Source organism: Streptomyces sp. NPDC111507, assembly GCF_055638955.1.
This window is the reverse complement of sequence record NZ_JBVKBU010000007.1, coordinates 437,810-452,889: the sequence shown is the minus strand read 5'-3', so window position 1 is coordinate 452,889 and position 15,080 is coordinate 437,810. Positions and strand designations below refer to the sequence as shown.

The 15,080-nt window shown below is 68.7% G+C and carries 12 protein-coding genes and 2 pseudogenes; 10 read left to right on the top strand and 4 right to left on the bottom strand.

Annotated features, from left to right (window positions below):
- Positions 1-9: 9 nt before the first annotated feature.
- Positions 10-522, top strand: coding sequence for a DUF302 domain-containing protein (locus tag ACZ7M2_RS29120; protein ID WP_471597785.1), 513 nt, complete (start codon positions 10-12; stop codon positions 520-522).
- Positions 523-842: 320 nt separating this feature from the next.
- Entirely contained in the window at positions 843-1,286 is a 444-nt protein-coding gene (locus ACZ7M2_RS29115; RefSeq protein ID WP_471597784.1) for a GlcG/HbpS family heme-binding protein, read from the top strand.
- A 337-nt stretch (positions 1,287-1,623) separates the two neighbouring features.
- Here ACZ7M2_RS29115 and ACZ7M2_RS29110 read toward each other — a convergent pair whose 3' ends face one another.
- The 3 genes from ACZ7M2_RS29110 to ACZ7M2_RS29100 form a co-directional block, all read right to left on the bottom strand.
- Positions 1,624-2,283, bottom strand: a complete 660-nt coding sequence (locus tag ACZ7M2_RS29110) for an MSMEG_1061 family FMN-dependent PPOX-type flavoprotein (protein ID WP_471597783.1) — start codon at positions 2,281-2,283, stop codon at positions 1,624-1,626.
- Between the two features lie 439 nt (positions 2,284-2,722).
- Entirely contained in the window at positions 2,723-3,169 is a 447-nt protein-coding gene (locus ACZ7M2_RS29105) for a cupin domain-containing protein (protein ID WP_352047557.1), read from the bottom strand.
- Positions 3,170-3,743: 574 nt separating this feature from the next.
- Positions 3,744-4,828 (bottom strand): IS630 family transposase gene (locus ACZ7M2_RS29100; RefSeq protein WP_471597782.1). Its coding sequence is split into 2 segments (ribosomal slippage): positions 3,744-4,345 and positions 4,345-4,828, totalling 1,086 coding nucleotides; the frame shifts between segments, so codons are not numbered across the junction.
- 212 nt (positions 4,829-5,040) lie between these two features.
- On the opposite strand from ACZ7M2_RS29100, the gene ACZ7M2_RS29095 reads away from it, so the two are divergent.
- A complete protein-coding gene (locus ACZ7M2_RS29095) occupies positions 5,041-5,235 on the top strand; it encodes a hypothetical protein (protein WP_471597781.1) in 195 nt (64 codons plus the stop codon).
- 250 nt (positions 5,236-5,485) lie between these two features.
- Here the strand turns inward: ACZ7M2_RS29095 and ACZ7M2_RS29090 are convergent.
- Positions 5,486-5,704 (bottom strand): annotated as a pseudogene (locus ACZ7M2_RS29090) (IS630 family transposase); the annotation flags it as partial.
- 1,550 nt (positions 5,705-7,254) lie between these two features.
- Between ACZ7M2_RS29090 and ACZ7M2_RS29085 the strand changes: the two are divergent.
- The 7 genes and pseudogenes from ACZ7M2_RS29085 to ACZ7M2_RS29055 all read left to right on the top strand — a co-directional run bounded on the left by ACZ7M2_RS29085 (position 7,255) and on the right by ACZ7M2_RS29055 (position 14,770).
- Positions 7,255-7,983, top strand: coding sequence for a flavin reductase family protein (locus ACZ7M2_RS29085; RefSeq protein WP_471597780.1), 729 nt, complete (start codon positions 7,255-7,257; stop codon positions 7,981-7,983).
- Positions 7,984-7,991: 8 nt separating this feature from the next.
- Positions 7,992-9,176 (top strand): alpha/beta fold hydrolase, encoded by a 1,185-nt coding sequence (locus ACZ7M2_RS29080; protein ID WP_471597779.1) that lies wholly within the window; start codon positions 7,992-7,994, stop codon positions 9,174-9,176.
- A gap of 60 nt (positions 9,177-9,236) precedes the next feature.
- Entirely contained in the window at positions 9,237-10,130 is an 894-nt protein-coding gene (locus ACZ7M2_RS29075; RefSeq protein WP_471597778.1) for an alpha/beta hydrolase, read from the top strand.
- A 32-nt stretch (positions 10,131-10,162) separates the two neighbouring features.
- Entirely contained in the window at positions 10,163-10,951 is a 789-nt protein-coding gene (locus tag ACZ7M2_RS29070) for an enoyl-CoA hydratase/isomerase family protein (RefSeq protein ID WP_471597777.1), read from the top strand.
- Between the two features lie 341 nt (positions 10,952-11,292).
- Positions 11,293-12,232, top strand: a pseudogene (locus tag ACZ7M2_RS29065) (NAD(P)-dependent malic enzyme).
- Between the two features lie 191 nt (positions 12,233-12,423).
- The gene (locus ACZ7M2_RS29060; RefSeq protein WP_471597776.1) at positions 12,424-13,503 is read left to right on the top strand and encodes a hypothetical protein; all 1,080 of its coding nucleotides are present in this window, start codon (positions 12,424-12,426) and stop codon (positions 13,501-13,503) included.
- 325 nt (positions 13,504-13,828) lie between these two features.
- Entirely contained in the window at positions 13,829-14,770 is a 942-nt protein-coding gene (locus ACZ7M2_RS29055) for a D-2-hydroxyacid dehydrogenase family protein (RefSeq protein WP_471597775.1), read from the top strand.
- The last annotated feature ends 310 nt before the right edge of the window (positions 14,771-15,080 follow it).

Genomic DNA, 15,080 nt, shown 5'->3' with positions numbered 1-15,080 from the left:
GAACTTCAGATGACCACGCGTACCGACGTCATCGACCACGCCGCCCGGCGGCTTGTCGTGGGGCTCCCCACTCCCTACGACGCGGCCCGCGAGCGCTACGAAACCCTCGTCCCCGAGGCCGATCTCAGGCGCTTCACCGACATGCCCTCCTGGCAGGCCACGCTCGAACTGGCCGAGATCAACGCTCCGCACGGCTTCATGCGCTATTACCGCAGCGACATCACCGCGGTGATGACCGGATCGACGTCCTGTTGGAAGGCCACCCAGTACCTCATGGGCAACCACACCATCGCCGAACGCATGTACCGCCACGACCCATCGGTCATGCTCCACGCCCCTCTGCGGTCCCTCCTGTACATCGACCTCGACGGCGTCACGAAACTGGCCATCGACCAGCCGAGCCTGCTGTTCGCCAGCTACGGCGACCCGCACATCACCGACGTCGGCCGCGAACTCGACGCCCACCTCGCCCGACTGGTCGCCCTGCTCGGCGGCGAGGTGCCCCCGCAACTGACCCAGTGACAGTTCCGGACGGTCGACATGCCGCGAGCGCGATAGGGCCCAGCAGTTGTTGACGGCCCGTCTCCCCCTCGGCCCCGCAGTGCGCGCGGCCTCGCGACGGTCCTGCCTGGAGCGGCATCGCTTGCTCCACATGACGTCAGTCAACTGCCGTTCGTGCGGCAATAACTTCACTGGTCAAAGGGCTGACTGAGTCCGTCCTCGGTACGGTCGGAGCGGTGTCCGACGCGCGTCGGGGTCGGCCACCATGGGCGTGGACGGCTTCCGCGCCTGGAATGACGGCTGCTTTGACTCCTGTAGCTGTCGCCGATAATTTCGCGTTCATGTCTGATACTCCGCGCCTTCCAGGGCTGAAGTTGGCCGAGGCAGATTGGTTAGTGCAAGCCGCGTTGGCGGTCGGTACGGAGCGAGGCTTCCCTCCGCTGGCGGTGGCCGTTGTCGACGTTGCCGGAGAGGTGATCGTCCTGCGGCGAGACGATGGCGGCATGCCTATGACCAGCCGAATTGCTGTGGCCAAGGCGCGCACAGCACTCATTGCACTGAAGCCCTCCAGCCAGATCAACCTACCCGGAGGGATCGTCGACAGCATCCAGCACCTCTACGGCGGCGACTTCGTGCCGTGGGCCGGCGGTGTTCTGGTCACCGACGGTGAGTTGATCCTCGGTGCCGCAGGCGCATCCGGTGCCCATGCTCTCGAAGACGAGGAGGCCGTGCAAACAGCAGTACAGCGGTGGCAGGAGAACCGTTCCGTAGATGGCCAGAAATGAAGCCGCCGCGGTAATGCTAGGCAGCCCCCTGGGGGCGAGTTCGCATTGCGCACGAACCCGATAAGGCTTGGCTCGACGGACAACAGGGCCTGCGCGAGCTGCCCCTCCTCAAGCCGAAACGCTTCAACTACCCGGCCCCTGATCCCATGCCGATCAGGCGACCCAACCAGAACAGGCGCAGCATGAGACCTCAAAGGCGCTCCGCGTCCTGGGTACGGTCGAGGTCGCGTCTGACGCACGTCGGAGCCGCTCACTCCTAACGCGCTGACCCGCGATTGATCTTGGGGCGTGCCGGCCTGGGGTTCGGCTGGCGGTGGTTCACTCGCGGACCGGCCCGTTACTCGTACCGGTACTTCAGCGAGTCCGCCTCCGACTGCTCGATGTCGGCGATCGTCAACTCCGGCATCCGCAGTTGGGCCAGCGTCACCTCTGCCGAGGTCGGCTGGGCGTCCGCCGGCAGCCACTGCTCCGGCTTCCAGGCCCCGCTGCGCAGCAGCGACTTGGGGCAGTGCGGGTAGACCTCCTCGATCCCCAGCACCAGCGCACTGGCCGGCGGCTTGCCTACGGCGGTCAGCTGCGACAGCAGCTCCGGGCGGGTGGAGACGACAGCCCGGCCGTTCACCCGCAGGGTGGTGGTCCGCCCGGGGATGACGAACAGTAGCCCGGCCCGTCCGGTGGCAATGACGTTCTGCAGGGTGTCCAGCCGCTTGTTGCCGGTCGCGTCCGGTATCGCCACCGTCCGTGCGTCCAGAACGGCGACGAACCCGGCGGGGCCGCCGCGCGGCGAGACGTCGCAGTTGCCCTCGGCGTCCGCGCTGGCGACCAGGACCAGCGATGAGCAGCCGATCAACCGCCGTGTCTGTTCGGTGAGTTCGGTCATCTGCTTGCGCACGGCGGCGTCGCCGGGGAGTGCGTACGCCCGGCGCAACGCCTCCAGGTCGGGCACGGCGTCGAGGCGGAGCGAGTCGAAGGCACTGCCGGCCAGAGGTGTCGTCATGTCTCCGACCCTAACGAGCCGACCTGCGGTCGATGTTGGTCGGGTGGGGGCAGGGACATGGAGACGGCCGGGCGAGTTGTCTGGTGTGTGACGATCGAACAGGCCCGCGCGGCCATGTCCCGTCCTGACATCTGCGGGCTGTCGCGCCAACATCTCGGCGAGTTGGCCGGGGAACTCGCCCCGCGCTGGGTAGCGCCCTGCGTGTCCGGGCGTCACGGGCGACGTGAGGGCGACGGTCGGCGGGAGGCGGGGACCGGGCCGAAACACGAACCGGTCTTCATCGACCGGTTCCCGGTGGCACTGGTCCATCTGCGGACCTGGCTCACCCATGAGGAGTCGGGTGTGCTCTACGAGGTGGGATCCTCCACGATCGGCCGGGCCATCCGGGAGGCCCGCCCGCTGCCGGCAGGCGGAGCCCGGGACTTTAGGGCATCGCGGGTCAGCCTTTGGAGGGACGTGGGGCCCGCAGGTGCGCCCGCTCCTTCAGCTCCTCCTCGTCGACCAACTTGAGCATCGGCTGACCCGGCGCGCACACCATGGTCACGACGAACTTGGTCGGCGCATCCGACAGGGCGTTGCCGTCCTGGTAGTGGATCACGTCACCACCCGGCTCCCAGAACGTCCCACCGGCCTCGACCACTCGCTCCGGCTCGCCCTCGAGCTCGAACCGGACCGCGCCCTCCATCACGTAGCCGAACGACGGCCCCGAGTGGCGGTGCGGAGGGAGCCCGGGGTGACCGGGAGGCCAATCGACAAGGATGGTCATTCCCGAACCACCCTCGGGGAAGAAGGGCGGAGTGACGTCTTGCAGCAACTGGACTTCGGGCGGCAACGAGATCTCGTGCCCCTCGTCGGCGGTCCCGTGCACTGGGTTCTTCTCTGACATGCACCACACCTCCGTAACCCTGCCTGAAATGGACGAACTTGCGTCGGCCACTGCGTCTGGACCAGTGAAGCGATCCACTCGTTCGGCGGTGACCGAGTTCGTCGGTTCCGGGCTCACACACCTTGCTCCATCATGAGGACCACAGCCCGCATCCGTGACACACCATGCGCCTTCTGCCTCGCTCAGATAGTCCCGAGACCACTGTGCCTCCCGTCGGCGGCCGCCACAATCCGGGAGCGGGCGGCATCGAGAACACATCGCACCATGTCATCGGCCGGCACCTGGCAGGCGTCGGTCAACGGGGGTGCCGGCGGAGCTAGTCTTCGACCGGCAGGACTCCGGGGAGTGCACCCACTCGGGTCCTCTTCCCTGACCTTCTCCTGAGGGAAGGGGCGGCCGGTACCGGAGCATCGTGATCCCGGCTCCCAGGTTTGCGATATGTGCGGTGGGACGGCGGCGGGCGAGCGCCAGCTGGTCATGTGTGGCCTTGGTGGCGACGGCTGTTTACCCGAGGGCGCCGCCCGCGCCTATCTCCGGGACTTGCCCGGCGCCTAGAGATCCTTAACGGCTGAGGTTACGGCGGTTGGAAGTCGAGGCCGGTCTTGGCGATGAGGCCCTCGATGAGACGGGGGCGGTACTGCATCCGCTTCAGCCGCGTCTTCACCAAGGCGGTGAGCTGGTCGAGGCTGTGTTTCGTGAGGTTGGCCAGCGACCTCTTCAGGTGCGACCACACGCTTTCGACGGGGTTGAACTCGGGAGCGTAAGGGGGCGGCTGGTAGACGGTCAGCCATAACCGGGCGGCGATCAGCTCGCGCATGGTACGGCTGACGTGCGTGTTCAGATTGACCCCATCCTCACAGTCCCAGACCAGCACGACAGGACCGCCAAGCTGCTGGTGGGCGGCAGCCAGCAGGCGGACGTAGTCGGTCTCGGTGAAGCCCTTGCGGCGGCCCTTGGCAGGGCCGCGGTCGAGGTGGATGCGGTAGATCAGCCGGGGCCGCCGGCCGGGCTTGGTGCAGATCAGCGCCGCCATAGAGACGCGTTTGGTGCCCTGGCCGGTGCCCCGCACGACCGGTGTGTGGCCCCGGTGGCCCCAGATGCGGCCTTTGGGCGGCCTCAGGCCCGGGCCGGCTTCGTCCTCGAAGCAGAGCCAGGCGCCCAAGTCCGCCACCCTCTCTTTATGACGGGCCACTGCTCGTCCTTCCAGGCGGCGATCTTCGCCTCGTTGTGCTCGGCGGCCTTGCGGGAGGGCACCTGCATGCTCCAGCCGATGCGGTGCAGCAGCAGGTCCAGCCCGGCCAAGGTGTACTCGGCGCCGAACAGGCGGCGCACGATCTCAGCGATCTGGGCCAGCGTCCAGCACTGGTCACTCCAGCCGGAGGCGGCAGGACCGGCGTCCAGCACCGCCTCCCGCACCCGGAGTTGTCCCGTGTCCAGCTTGCAGCGGGCCCCGCCGGGACCCTTGGAGGCCAAAGCCTGCCGACCGCCCGAAGCCAATGCACGCCGCCACCGGTCCGCCGACATCCGGGTCACCCTGAACCGCCGGGCCACCTCCCGGTCACTGGCCCCGGCCTCGATCAGATCAGCGGCTTCAAACCGCACTTGCTCACGCCAAGCCCGCTCCTCGGCCGCCAGCCCACCGCCATCGGGATACCTCACCTTCCCGGCACAGCGCATCCCACGGGAGCCGTCACGACCCGACGCAACCCGCACCGTTAAAGATCTCCTAGGGCCTGTCTGACGGGTCGCGTCACCGACCCCGCACCCGACAGCGCTTTCACCCGAATGGCGCAACATGACGTGCCACCCACATGGGTGAAGATCACGCTGACTAGTGCCCCAACCGAGGCAATCCGTGAAAGGGAAACCAAATGCGCATTCGACGAATCCTCGCCGCCGTCATCGCCACGACAGCCCTCGCCGGACTCGGCCTCACAGGCGCCGCCACCGCGCAGGGTGCCACATCCTACGTCACCCCTTCTCAGTGCAAGCAGGGCGGCGGGACGCCCGATCTGGCGGACAACACCTGCAAGGGCGGTATGTACAACGGGGAGAAGATCGACTAAACCCCACAAGGCGCCCCGCAGCCACGCGCTGCGGGGCGCTCCCCCGCGAGCGTGGCCGGGAGAGTCGCAGGGACCGTGCCGACCCGTCGGGCACGCTGGGTCCGAGTCGACCCGGAAGCACGTGGCGGGTGGGAACTCCTCATCTCGGCTGCCAGCTCGCGGCTCGTCATGATGAGCGAAGGGACGGACTGGCGCTCGCCTTCGAGGGCGCGCCCGCCCATGACGAGCACCTGTTCCAAGTCGCCCTCCCGCGCGCCTCGCCGGGCCCCTTGGTGGCCAAAGCCTGCCGACCGCCCGAAGCCAATGCCCGCCGCCACCGGTTCGCCGACATCCGGGTCACCCTGAACCGCCGGGCCGCCACCTCCCGGTCACTGGCCCCGGCCTCGATCGAATCAGCGGCTTCAAACCGCACTTGCTCACGCCAAGCCCGCTCCTCGGCCGCCAGCCCACCGCCACCGGGATACCTCACCTTCCCGGCATAGCGCATCCCACGGGAGCCGTCACGACCCGACGCAACCCGCACCGTTAAAGATCTCTAGCTACAGCTGCTTGACCGCGGCGGACACCGGCTCCTGGAGACGCATCTGGACAAGGTCATCGTCCTGGTCCGCGATTTCCTCGGCCGGGCGCACGCCGCTCGGGCGCCCCCGCCCTGAGCCCGCGCCGGACGATGGGACCACGAACACCCAGTTGCGCGACGCCCCGACCGGCCCAGGGCACATCATCAGTGACCGCGATGCTGGTGCCGCCTTCGCTGCGCCGGCCCTCGACTTCGGCTGCCTGCCGGGCCAGATCTGGATCAGCGACCTGACGGCCACCTCCCGGAGTCCGCAGACCACTCTGGCCCGTGGGTCCGCTACTACCCCGATCCCAGCAACGGGGCCGCATGGCACGACATCTACCGGTCACAACTAAGCGACCTGACTGCAGACACTCAGGCGCTGCTCGTCACTCTCGCCGCACTCGTGAACCCCGCCAGCCCGTAACTTGCGGCTCGGCTAGATGACCACCGTCGCCGTCTTGCGTACGTTGTGGAACAGCAAGGGCAGTGGCAGAACACCGGCCGACTGAGGCGCGCTCTGGCGCGCATCCGTCTTTCCGCCATGGCAGACCACGCCGGTCGCGAGACCCGCTGCCCCCTGCCTGCTGGGGGCAGCGGCGGAACGTGACCGCTGCGCGCCAGGCCGACCGCACCCCTTCCAGCCGCCTCACGCCTGAGCGCTGACGCCACCGCACGCCACACCTGGGCCCGCCTCCGCCGTCACCGGCCGGCGCGGGCCCGTCGCCGTTCCCAGCTGGACAACGGTGCTTGGCCCAACTCGCCGACGTCGCCGAGCTCGAACTGCTCACCATGTTCAACCCACCTGGTCCGACACACCGTCGCTCTGTCCAGACATCTCAACTGACGTGCCACAGCCAAGACGGTCCAGGCGGTCACGGGCCGGTACTGGTCCGCTGCCACCTATGGCGGGGTGGGCCGCGCTCGGATACAGCCGGCCCCTGAGCTCCTGCTTGATTTCTCCGCCGTACTCGGCGTGGTCTCCGACGACTTGGCGGCGATGACCGACCGCGGCGCCATACCGTCCACGGCCTGCTCCAGCCCGGTCGCGGCCCGCACCAGGAAGTTCACGTCCAGGCCCGCCCGCGCAAGCCGAGCCGGGTCGAGCCGAACCGAGCCCCGAAGCATCCGCCCTTCGCGCCTGCACCCAGCACCCAGCACCCAGCACCCAGCACCCAGCACCAGGATCCTCATCGGCCAACCCACTCTGAGCGTCGCCACAGCGGGCGCCGCCGCGCTATCGCCACAGGCAACCGCGACGCAGCCATGTTCTTACATTCTCCGGCAGTGGCGGCCAGGTACCGTAATGCCCGACTTGTGCGACATAGCCAAACGCCGTACGCTTATTTCCATCGGGAGCTCGAGGTGCAGCGCCCCTCCCCCCGGCGCCGCACCCGGCAGTGGTCGTACGGCGTGCAGCGCTGTTCCCATGCCGCGTTCCCATCGATGGAGGTCTGACGATGATCATTGACGCTGCGGAACTCGACGCCGCCCACGCGTACAAACTGCTGATCGGAAGCATCATTCCGCGCGCCGTGGCCTGGGTCAGCACGGTGTCGACCGAGGGCGTGGCCAATCTCGCGCCCATCTCGTTCTTCACCGCCGTCGGCAGGAAGCCGCCCATGGTCTCGATCACCATGCAGCCGCAGGCGGACGGCGTCACGCTGAAGGACACCTTCATCAACATCCGTGACACCGGCGAGTTCGTCACCAACCTGGTGACGCTGCCGCAGGCGGACGCCATGCACAGTTCGGCATACGGGTTCGAGCCGGACGTGGATGAGTTCGAGGCGCTCGACCTGGGCAAGGAGCCGTCCGAAGTCGTGCGCGCACCCCGGGTCAAGGACGCGCCGATCTCCTTCGAGTGCGTCGTCGACCGGATCATCCCCGTCGGGGACGACATGGTCGACCACGTGGTGTGGGGCCGGGTGGTGCGCTTCCATGTCCGGGACGACCTCTACCTGGAGCGGGGCCGGATCGACACCGCCGCCCTCCCGGCCGTGGGACGCCTGGCCGCCGAGTACACGCTGGTCGAGAACGTCTTCACCACCCCCCTGGACAAGGACTTGCTCGAAGCCCGGCACGGTCGGCGGATGCAGCGCCTGGACGGACTTCCCGCCGACTGGTCCCCGATCAACACCAAGGAATGGTCCCCCTCGGGCGAGGTCAGGGTCGCTCCCGGAAAGTGAGCACAGCAATGAGGACAGAGCGGATCGGAACGAGCGATGTGCGGTTCCGGCGGCAGGGCGAGGGGGACTTCGCTGTGGTGTTCGTCCACGGCTTCCTGGACGACCAGTACGTCTGGGACGACCTGATCGGCGAACTCACCACTCCCGGCATCGAATGCGTCACTCTCGATCTGGCCGGGAGCGGCGACCGTACGCAGGCGAGCGGGCCGTTCACCTACGACCGGTTCGCCGACGAGGTGGGCGCCGTGGCCGACGCCCTCGGCAAGCCCTTCGTGATCGTCGGGCAGAGCCTGGGATCGGCGGTGGCCGAGCTGGTGGCCGCACAGCGCCCCGACCGGGCTCTCGGTCTGGTCCTGGTCACCCCGGTCCCACTGGCCGGCACCCGGCAGCCCGACGAGGTGATGGACACCTTCCGTTCCCTGGGCGGTGACAGCGACGCGCAGCGCGCGGTCAGGACACAGCTGTCGGCCGCGCTGGCGGAGGCGGACCTCGACCGGCTGGTGGTGAGTGGCACGCGGATGCGTCCCGAGACCGTGCGGGAGGCCGCCGACTGCTGGAACAACGGGCACCCGGCGGGCGAGCAGCCCAGCCGGTACACGGGGCCCGTGCTCATCGTGCGCGCCGAGGACGACGGCTTCGTCACCGAGGAATCGGTCGCCCAGGGGGTCGCGCCGCGGTTCGCGGCGCCCGAGACGGTGGCGGTCGCCCAGACCGGGCACTGGGCCCACTTGGAGCAGCCGACCCGCGTCGCGGGCCACCTCGATCGCTTCCTGGCCCGCGCGCTGCCTGCCGTGCAGGTGTCGGCCTGGACCAACGCCTTCGAGGAGAAGTCGGCCAACGCGTTCAGCGACGCCTTCGCCGCCGACGTGACGCTGGACGCGAGCGCCCTCACCCGCACGGTCGAGGGCCGCGACCAGGTCAAGAACGTGATGGCAGCGGCGAGCACGATCTACGACTCGCTCGTCTTCACCCAGGAGACCGCCAGCGGGGAGCGCTCCTACCTGGAGTGGCGGGCCACCGCGTTGGGCGGCATGCAGATCGACGGCGTGACGATCCTGACGAAGAACGCGGACGGGCAGATCGTCCGGGCCGCCATCCACCACCGGCCGCTGGGCGCCGTCCACCGGTTCTCCGCCGAACTGGGCCGCAGGCTGAACGGCGTCCTCGACGCCGAGTACTTCCACCGGGGCTGAGCCCCCGTTTCCGTCATTCCGGCCAGGGCCCGGCCCTGGCCGCACCGAGGAGGTTGTTCCATGGTCCAGCGCGAGGATGTCGCATTCGACGTCGACGGCGGGGTCACGTTGCGCGGCTGGCTCTTCCTGCCGGACGGTCCCGGCCCCCACCCGGCGATCACCATGGCCCACGGCTATGCCGGGGTCAGGGACCACGGCCTGGAGCCCTTCGCGCGGGCCTTCGCCGATGCGGGCTTCGTCGTCCTGCTGCACGACCACCGCAACTTCGGCGCCAGCGACGGCCTTCCCCGGCAGGACATCGACCCCTGGCGGCAGATCGCCGACTGGCGCCGCGCCATCTCCTACCTGGAAAGCCGACCCGAGGTCGACGCCGACCGGATCGGCCTCTGGGGCACCAGCTACGCCGGCGGCCACGCGATCGTGCTGGGTGCCACCGACCGTCGGCTGCGCGCCGTCGTCTCCCAGGTGCCGACCATCAGCGGCTTCGAGCAGGGGCGGCGCCGCATCGCGCCGGAAGCGGTCACGAAGCTGGAGGCGGCTTTCGACGAGGACGAGCGCGCCCAGGCCCGCGGTGAGGCCCCCCGCACCCAGGCCGTCGTCGGCGACGACCCGGCTGTGCCCGCCTCCTACCGCACGCAGGAAGCCATCGACTTCTACCTCCAGCCCGTACCGGAGGGTGTGTGGAGCAACGAGGTCACGATCCGCTCCAACCGACTGGCCCGCATGTACGAGCCCGGGACCTGGGTCACCCGGGTCTCCCCCACGCCGCTGCTCATGGTGGTCGCCGCGAACGACACCGTGACCCTCACCGACACGGGGCTCGCGGCCTTCGAGCAGGCCCTGGAGCCCAAGCGGCTACAGATGATCCCCGGCGGCCACTTCGACCCGTACACCACCGAGTTCGACCAGGCGAGCACCGGCGCCCTCGACTGGTTCCGCCGGCACCTCTCCTGACGAACGCCCCCCACAGAGTGCAAGGACGACCCATGCCCCATCTGACCTACTCCATCGACGATGGCCTCGCCACGCTGCTCCTGACCAACCCGCCGCAGAACCGCATCGACCCGCAGATGGCCACCGACCTCGCCGAAGCGCTGGAGGCGATCGGCCACAGCGACGCCCGCGCGGTCCTGGTGCGCGCCGAGGGCCTGGACTTCAGCTTCGGTGGCGACATCGTCGACTGGCCGGATGCGGACGTACGTGAACTGCGGACCCTCTTCGAACGCTACATGCAGGTCTTCAACCAGCTCGAGCGGCTCCCGCTGCCGGTGATCGCCGCCGTCCACGGGCTGTGCTTCGGCGGCGGTCTGGAACTCGCGCTCCGCGCCGACGTGATCTTCGCCGGCGAGACGGCCCGCTTCGGCCACCCCGAGCAGACCCTGGGCATCGTCACCCTGCTCGGCGGGATCTACCGGGTCGCCGAGCGTGCGGGCCGGGCACGCGCCGCGGAGTGGGCACTCACCTCCGAGCAGGTGCCCGCCAAGGTCATGGCCGACGCCGGTGTCGTCAATCGGGTCGTCGCCGACGACACCCTGCTGGCCGAGGCGACCGCTTTCGCTCGCAAGGTGGCCAAGGGACCCACCCGCGCTTACGCCGCACACAAGGCCCTGCTGCGCGCCTGGGCCGTCGGCGGCGTCTCCGCCGCGGACGAGGCGATGTTCGACATCGCCATGCCTCTGTTCGAAACCGACGACGTCAACAAGGGCCTCCCCTCCGCCGTCAAGGCGTTCAAGGCGAAGCAGCCCCGGCCCGCCGTCGACTTCCAGGGCCGCTGACCGGCCCACCCCAGAAAGCCGCAGGAACCCTCCCCCGGGCACCACGCCCCATGCCGCGGGCACCCGCCGATGAAGGACGGATGCCCGGAGCACAGCACCCACCGTGACCGGCACCGCATGACCGGCCCGCATGACCGGCACCGAGGCCCGGCAGAGCTGCCACACCATGACCCGGGCCGGGCCGGCCGCACGGCCCCCGGCACCACGGCACACGGCGCCGGTACGACAGAGCAACCGCGCCGTCGCGTACGGCACCAGCCCGGGGAACGGACCTCCACCGCAGCCCTCGCGTTTGCCTGCCCAGGGCAGGCAGGCGCGACGCGCACGAAGGAACAGCAGTCATGAACGCAGAAAGCGCCACGTCAGCCAAGTACCGCGAAGCCGTCGGCCGGGACAGCAAGCCGGTCTTCGCGCTGCACCGCCGCGGCAAGATGGCGATCACATCGACGGGGCCGCTGCGCGACAGCGACGACCTCTCCCTCGCCTACGCCCCCGGCGTCGCCGAGGTGTGCACCGCGATCGCCGAGCAGCCCGAACTCGTTCACGACTACACCTGGGCCTCCCACACCGTCGCGGTCGTCACCGACGGCTCCGCCGTGCTCGGCCTCGGCAGCATCGGGCCGCAGGCCTCGCTGCCGGTCATGGAAGGCAAAGCGGTCCTGTTCAAGCAGTTCGGCGCCGTGGACGCGGTCCCCGTCGCACTGGCCACGACCGACACGGACGAGATCGTGGAAACGGTGGCGCGCCTCGCCCCCTCCTTCGGCGGCATCAACTTCGAGGACGTCTCCGCCCCCCCGGTGCTTCGAGATCGAACGCAGGCTCCAGGAACGCCTCGACATCGCCGTCGCCTACCGGACCGGCATCATCCACCGCGGTCGGACCGACCTGACCGACGTCAAGCGCGACCTCGCGGTCACCACCAACCGGGCCGGACTCGCCGGCACCCTGCAGGACGCCCTCGCCGTCGCCGACGCCTTCATCGGTGTCTCCGGCGGCACGGTCCCCGAAACCGCTGTCCCCACCATGGCCAAGGGAGCGTTCATCTTCGCCATGGCCAACCCCACTCCAGAAATCCACCCCGACATCGCCCGCAGCTACGCGGCCGTCGTGGCCACCAGCCGCAGCGACTACCCCCACCAGATCAACAACGTCCTCGCGTTCCCCGGCATCATCGCCGGAGCCCTCCGCGTCCGCGCCGGCCGCATCACCCCCGGCATGAAACTCGCCGCCGCCGAGGCCGTCGCCACCGCCGCCCGGCTCGAGGGGGTAGCCCGGCGGTGAGCCACCCAGCGGAGTCACCGCGAACAGATCCCACTGTCGTCGAGCTACCACCAGTCATGGAGAAACCCGGAGTGCATCCCCAGCCCCACCCCCCGCATCACAGGCGCCGCCTTCCCATCCGCATCTGGCTGCAACCCTTCCTAATCGGCCTGGTCATCGTCTCTGCGTTCGTGAGCTGCTACATCGGACTCATGCGCGACCCCCAGCCCCACCGGATACCCGTGGCGGTCACGGGACCGCAGCTGGCGAACAAGGTTCAGCAGGCCCTGGGCGACTCGATCGATGTCCGGCGCGCCGACTCCACCACCGAGGCACTCGATGCGCTGCGCCACCGCGACACCCTGGCCGTTCTTGGCACCGGCCCGCACGGCAAAGGCCTCCAACTCGACGTCGCGAGCGCGAACGGCCTGTCCACGACCACCGCCGTCACCAAACTCGTCACCGCCTACGCACACGGCGCCGACCAGCACCTCAGCGTCTCCGACATCGTGCCGCTCGACCGGTATGACGCCCGCGGCCTGGCCGGGTTCTACGTCTCCTTCGGGGTGACCCTCTCCGGCTTCGCCCTCGCCCAGAGCGTCGTGGGACTCAGCAGCCTGCTCCACCTGCGGCACCGCTTCACGCTGATGACCGGGTTCGCCGCAGCGTCGGGCCTTGTCGCGGCCGCCATCGCCGGCCCCATGCTCAACGCCGTCCCCGCACCGTATCTCCCCCTCGCCTTCGTCCTGGCCCTGCTGGCTGCCGCCGCTGCCTTCACCACGAAGATGCTGGCCACCTACGTCGGCCCCCTCGGCATCCCCCTCGCCACCCTGCTGTTGCTTACGGTCGGCAACTCCACCAGCGGCGCGACCATCGGCACCGACCTGATGCCCAGCGGAGCCCGCGCCGTGTCGGCACTGCTGCCCCCCGGCGCCGCCGTCCGCGCCATCGCCGACCTCAGCTACTTCCAGGGCTCCCACGTCCTCGCCCCGCTGGCGACACTCATCCTGTGGGCCGCGGGTTCCGCAGTCCTGCTGGCCTTCCGCACCACCGAACAACGCCCGGCCGCCCCCGTGTCGCCCCAGCCCCAAACAGCCCCGACCCCGCACCGGTCCGGAGAAGGCCGCCCCACATCACACCGAGCCACCATTGACGACACACCCACAACCCACTGGGCCGACACCGACGAGAGACACTCACCATCAGGCAACGGCACCACACGGCAGCCGGCGTTCACCGCGCCGCCGAAAGAGCCCGACACGATGCTGAAAGCCTCGTCCGACAGCGCCTGACCGATGTGTCTCGGTGCACGCGTCGACGCTGCCCACCGGCAGATCTACACCACCATCTACCAACCGACTTGGACCATACGGATGACATCGGTGCGGTGGCCTGGCAAGCGGCGCGGTGGCCTGACCCGTCCTCGCCTCACGCGACAGTCCGTAGCGTGTGAACCTGGAATGCGTCGAAAGGTCTTCTCCGGACGCCCGTTCGCCTCCTTCCCCTCGCGGGCGGCTGGACGCGGCTCCCCCGCCCTCGCCGGACCAGCCGCGTCAGGAAGTTCAAACCCCGCCCACCGAAACTTCGGCCCGATGGGCAAAAACGGGAGGATTCCGCATGAGAATCGCGATTCTGGACGACTATCAGGGCGTTGCGCTGGGCCTGGCCGACTGGGATTCGCTCCACGCCGAGATATATGTCTTCACTGAAGCCTTCGAAAACGAGGAGGCGGTGGTGGCGGCGCTCGCCGAGTATGAGGTCGTGGTGGCCATGCGAGAGCGGACCCCCTTTCCGTCCTCAACCCTGAAAAGACTGCCACGTCTGAAGTTGCTCGTCACCACCGGGCCGGTCAACGCGGCAATCGATCTGGATGCCGCACACCGTTCGGGTATCACCGTGTGCGGTACGGGGTATTTCTCGTACCCGACGGTTGAACTCACCTGGGGGCTCATCCTTTCCGCAGCACGCCTGATACCACAACAGGTGGACTCCGTTCGCCGAGGTGGATGGCAAGAGGGGCTGGGGGTGAGCCTCAGGGGTGCCACGCTGGGAGTTCTGGGCCTCGGGCGACTGGGGACTGCGGTAGCGGAGATTGGGCGCGCTTTCGGCATGCAGACCATCGCCTGGAGCAAGAACCTGACACCCGAGGACGCGCAGGCGAAAGGAACGACATACGTTTCGCGAGACGAATTGTTCACTCGCTCCGATGTCTTGAGCATTCACGTAGTACTCAGTGAGCGCACTCGAGGGCTCGTCGGTGAGCGCGAACTGGGCCTCATGAAGCCGACGGCGATTTTGGTGAATACCTCGCGCGGGCCCGTGGTGGACGAGGCGGCGCTACTGAGGGCGTTGGCCGAGAAGAGGATCGGTTCAGCGGCGCTGGATGTCTTCGATCGCGAACCCCTTCCGGCCGATCACCCTCTGCGTTCACTGAGCAACGCTGTGGTGACACCTCATATCGGCTACGTAAGTCGGGATCTGTATGAGGTCTTCTATCGGGACGCGGTCGAGGACATCGCCGCATGGAAGTCCGGAACACCTGTTCGCACGCTGTCTTGACGGGCGTAATGTGCTCCCGGAAAGCACCGTCGCTCTCTATCGTTCGGCGACGCATCACGACGCCGCCTGCAAGCACCGCGACTACTCTTTGTTCGCGCACGAGGTCACGTGAGTTGACGGCACGAAGCAGATCTGGTCGGCGGGAAAAATAGGCCCTTGATGCGGCCAGACCATGTGGTGCAGCCGCAGCGACTACGCACAGCACGGGACGACGGGGGCGAGTCCGCCGACCGACGGTTTTGTGCGGAGTGGTTTCACCAGCAACGGAGCTGTCCGCGGCGTGGGGGTCGGTGCCAGAAACCGGCGGCGG

Excerpts from the sequence above, each read along its gene's own strand:
- ACZ7M2_RS29075 (WP_471597778.1), top strand. The coding sequence starts at position 9,237 with ATGGTCCAGCGCGAGGATGTCGCATTCGACGTCGACGGCGGGGTCACG.
- ACZ7M2_RS29080 (WP_471597779.1), top strand. The coding sequence starts at position 7,992 with ATGAGGACAGAGCGGATCGGAACGAGCGATGTGCGGTTCCGGCGGCAG.
- ACZ7M2_RS29060 (WP_471597776.1), top strand. The coding sequence starts at position 12,424 with ATGCGCGACCCCCAGCCCCACCGGATACCCGTGGCGGTCACGGGACCG.
- ACZ7M2_RS29120 (WP_471597785.1), top strand. The coding sequence starts at position 10 with ATGACCACGCGTACCGACGTCATCGACCACGCCGCCCGGCGGCTTGTC.
- ACZ7M2_RS29095 (WP_471597781.1), top strand. The coding sequence starts at position 5,041 with ATGCGCATTCGACGAATCCTCGCCGCCGTCATCGCCACGACAGCCCTC.
- ACZ7M2_RS29085 (WP_471597780.1), top strand. The coding sequence starts at position 7,255 with ATGATCATTGACGCTGCGGAACTCGACGCCGCCCACGCGTACAAACTG.
- ACZ7M2_RS29110 (WP_471597783.1), bottom strand. The coding sequence starts at position 2,283 with ATGACGACACCTCTGGCCGGCAGTGCCTTCGACTCGCTCCGCCTCGAC.
- ACZ7M2_RS29055 (WP_471597775.1), top strand. The coding sequence starts at position 13,829 with ATGAGAATCGCGATTCTGGACGACTATCAGGGCGTTGCGCTGGGCCTG.
- ACZ7M2_RS29115 (WP_471597784.1), top strand. The coding sequence starts at position 843 with ATGTCTGATACTCCGCGCCTTCCAGGGCTGAAGTTGGCCGAGGCAGAT.
- ACZ7M2_RS29070 (WP_471597777.1), top strand. The coding sequence starts at position 10,163 with ATGCCCCATCTGACCTACTCCATCGACGATGGCCTCGCCACGCTGCTC.
- ACZ7M2_RS29105 (WP_352047557.1), bottom strand. The coding sequence starts at position 3,169 with ATGTCAGAGAAGAACCCAGTGCACGGGACCGCCGACGAGGGGCACGAG.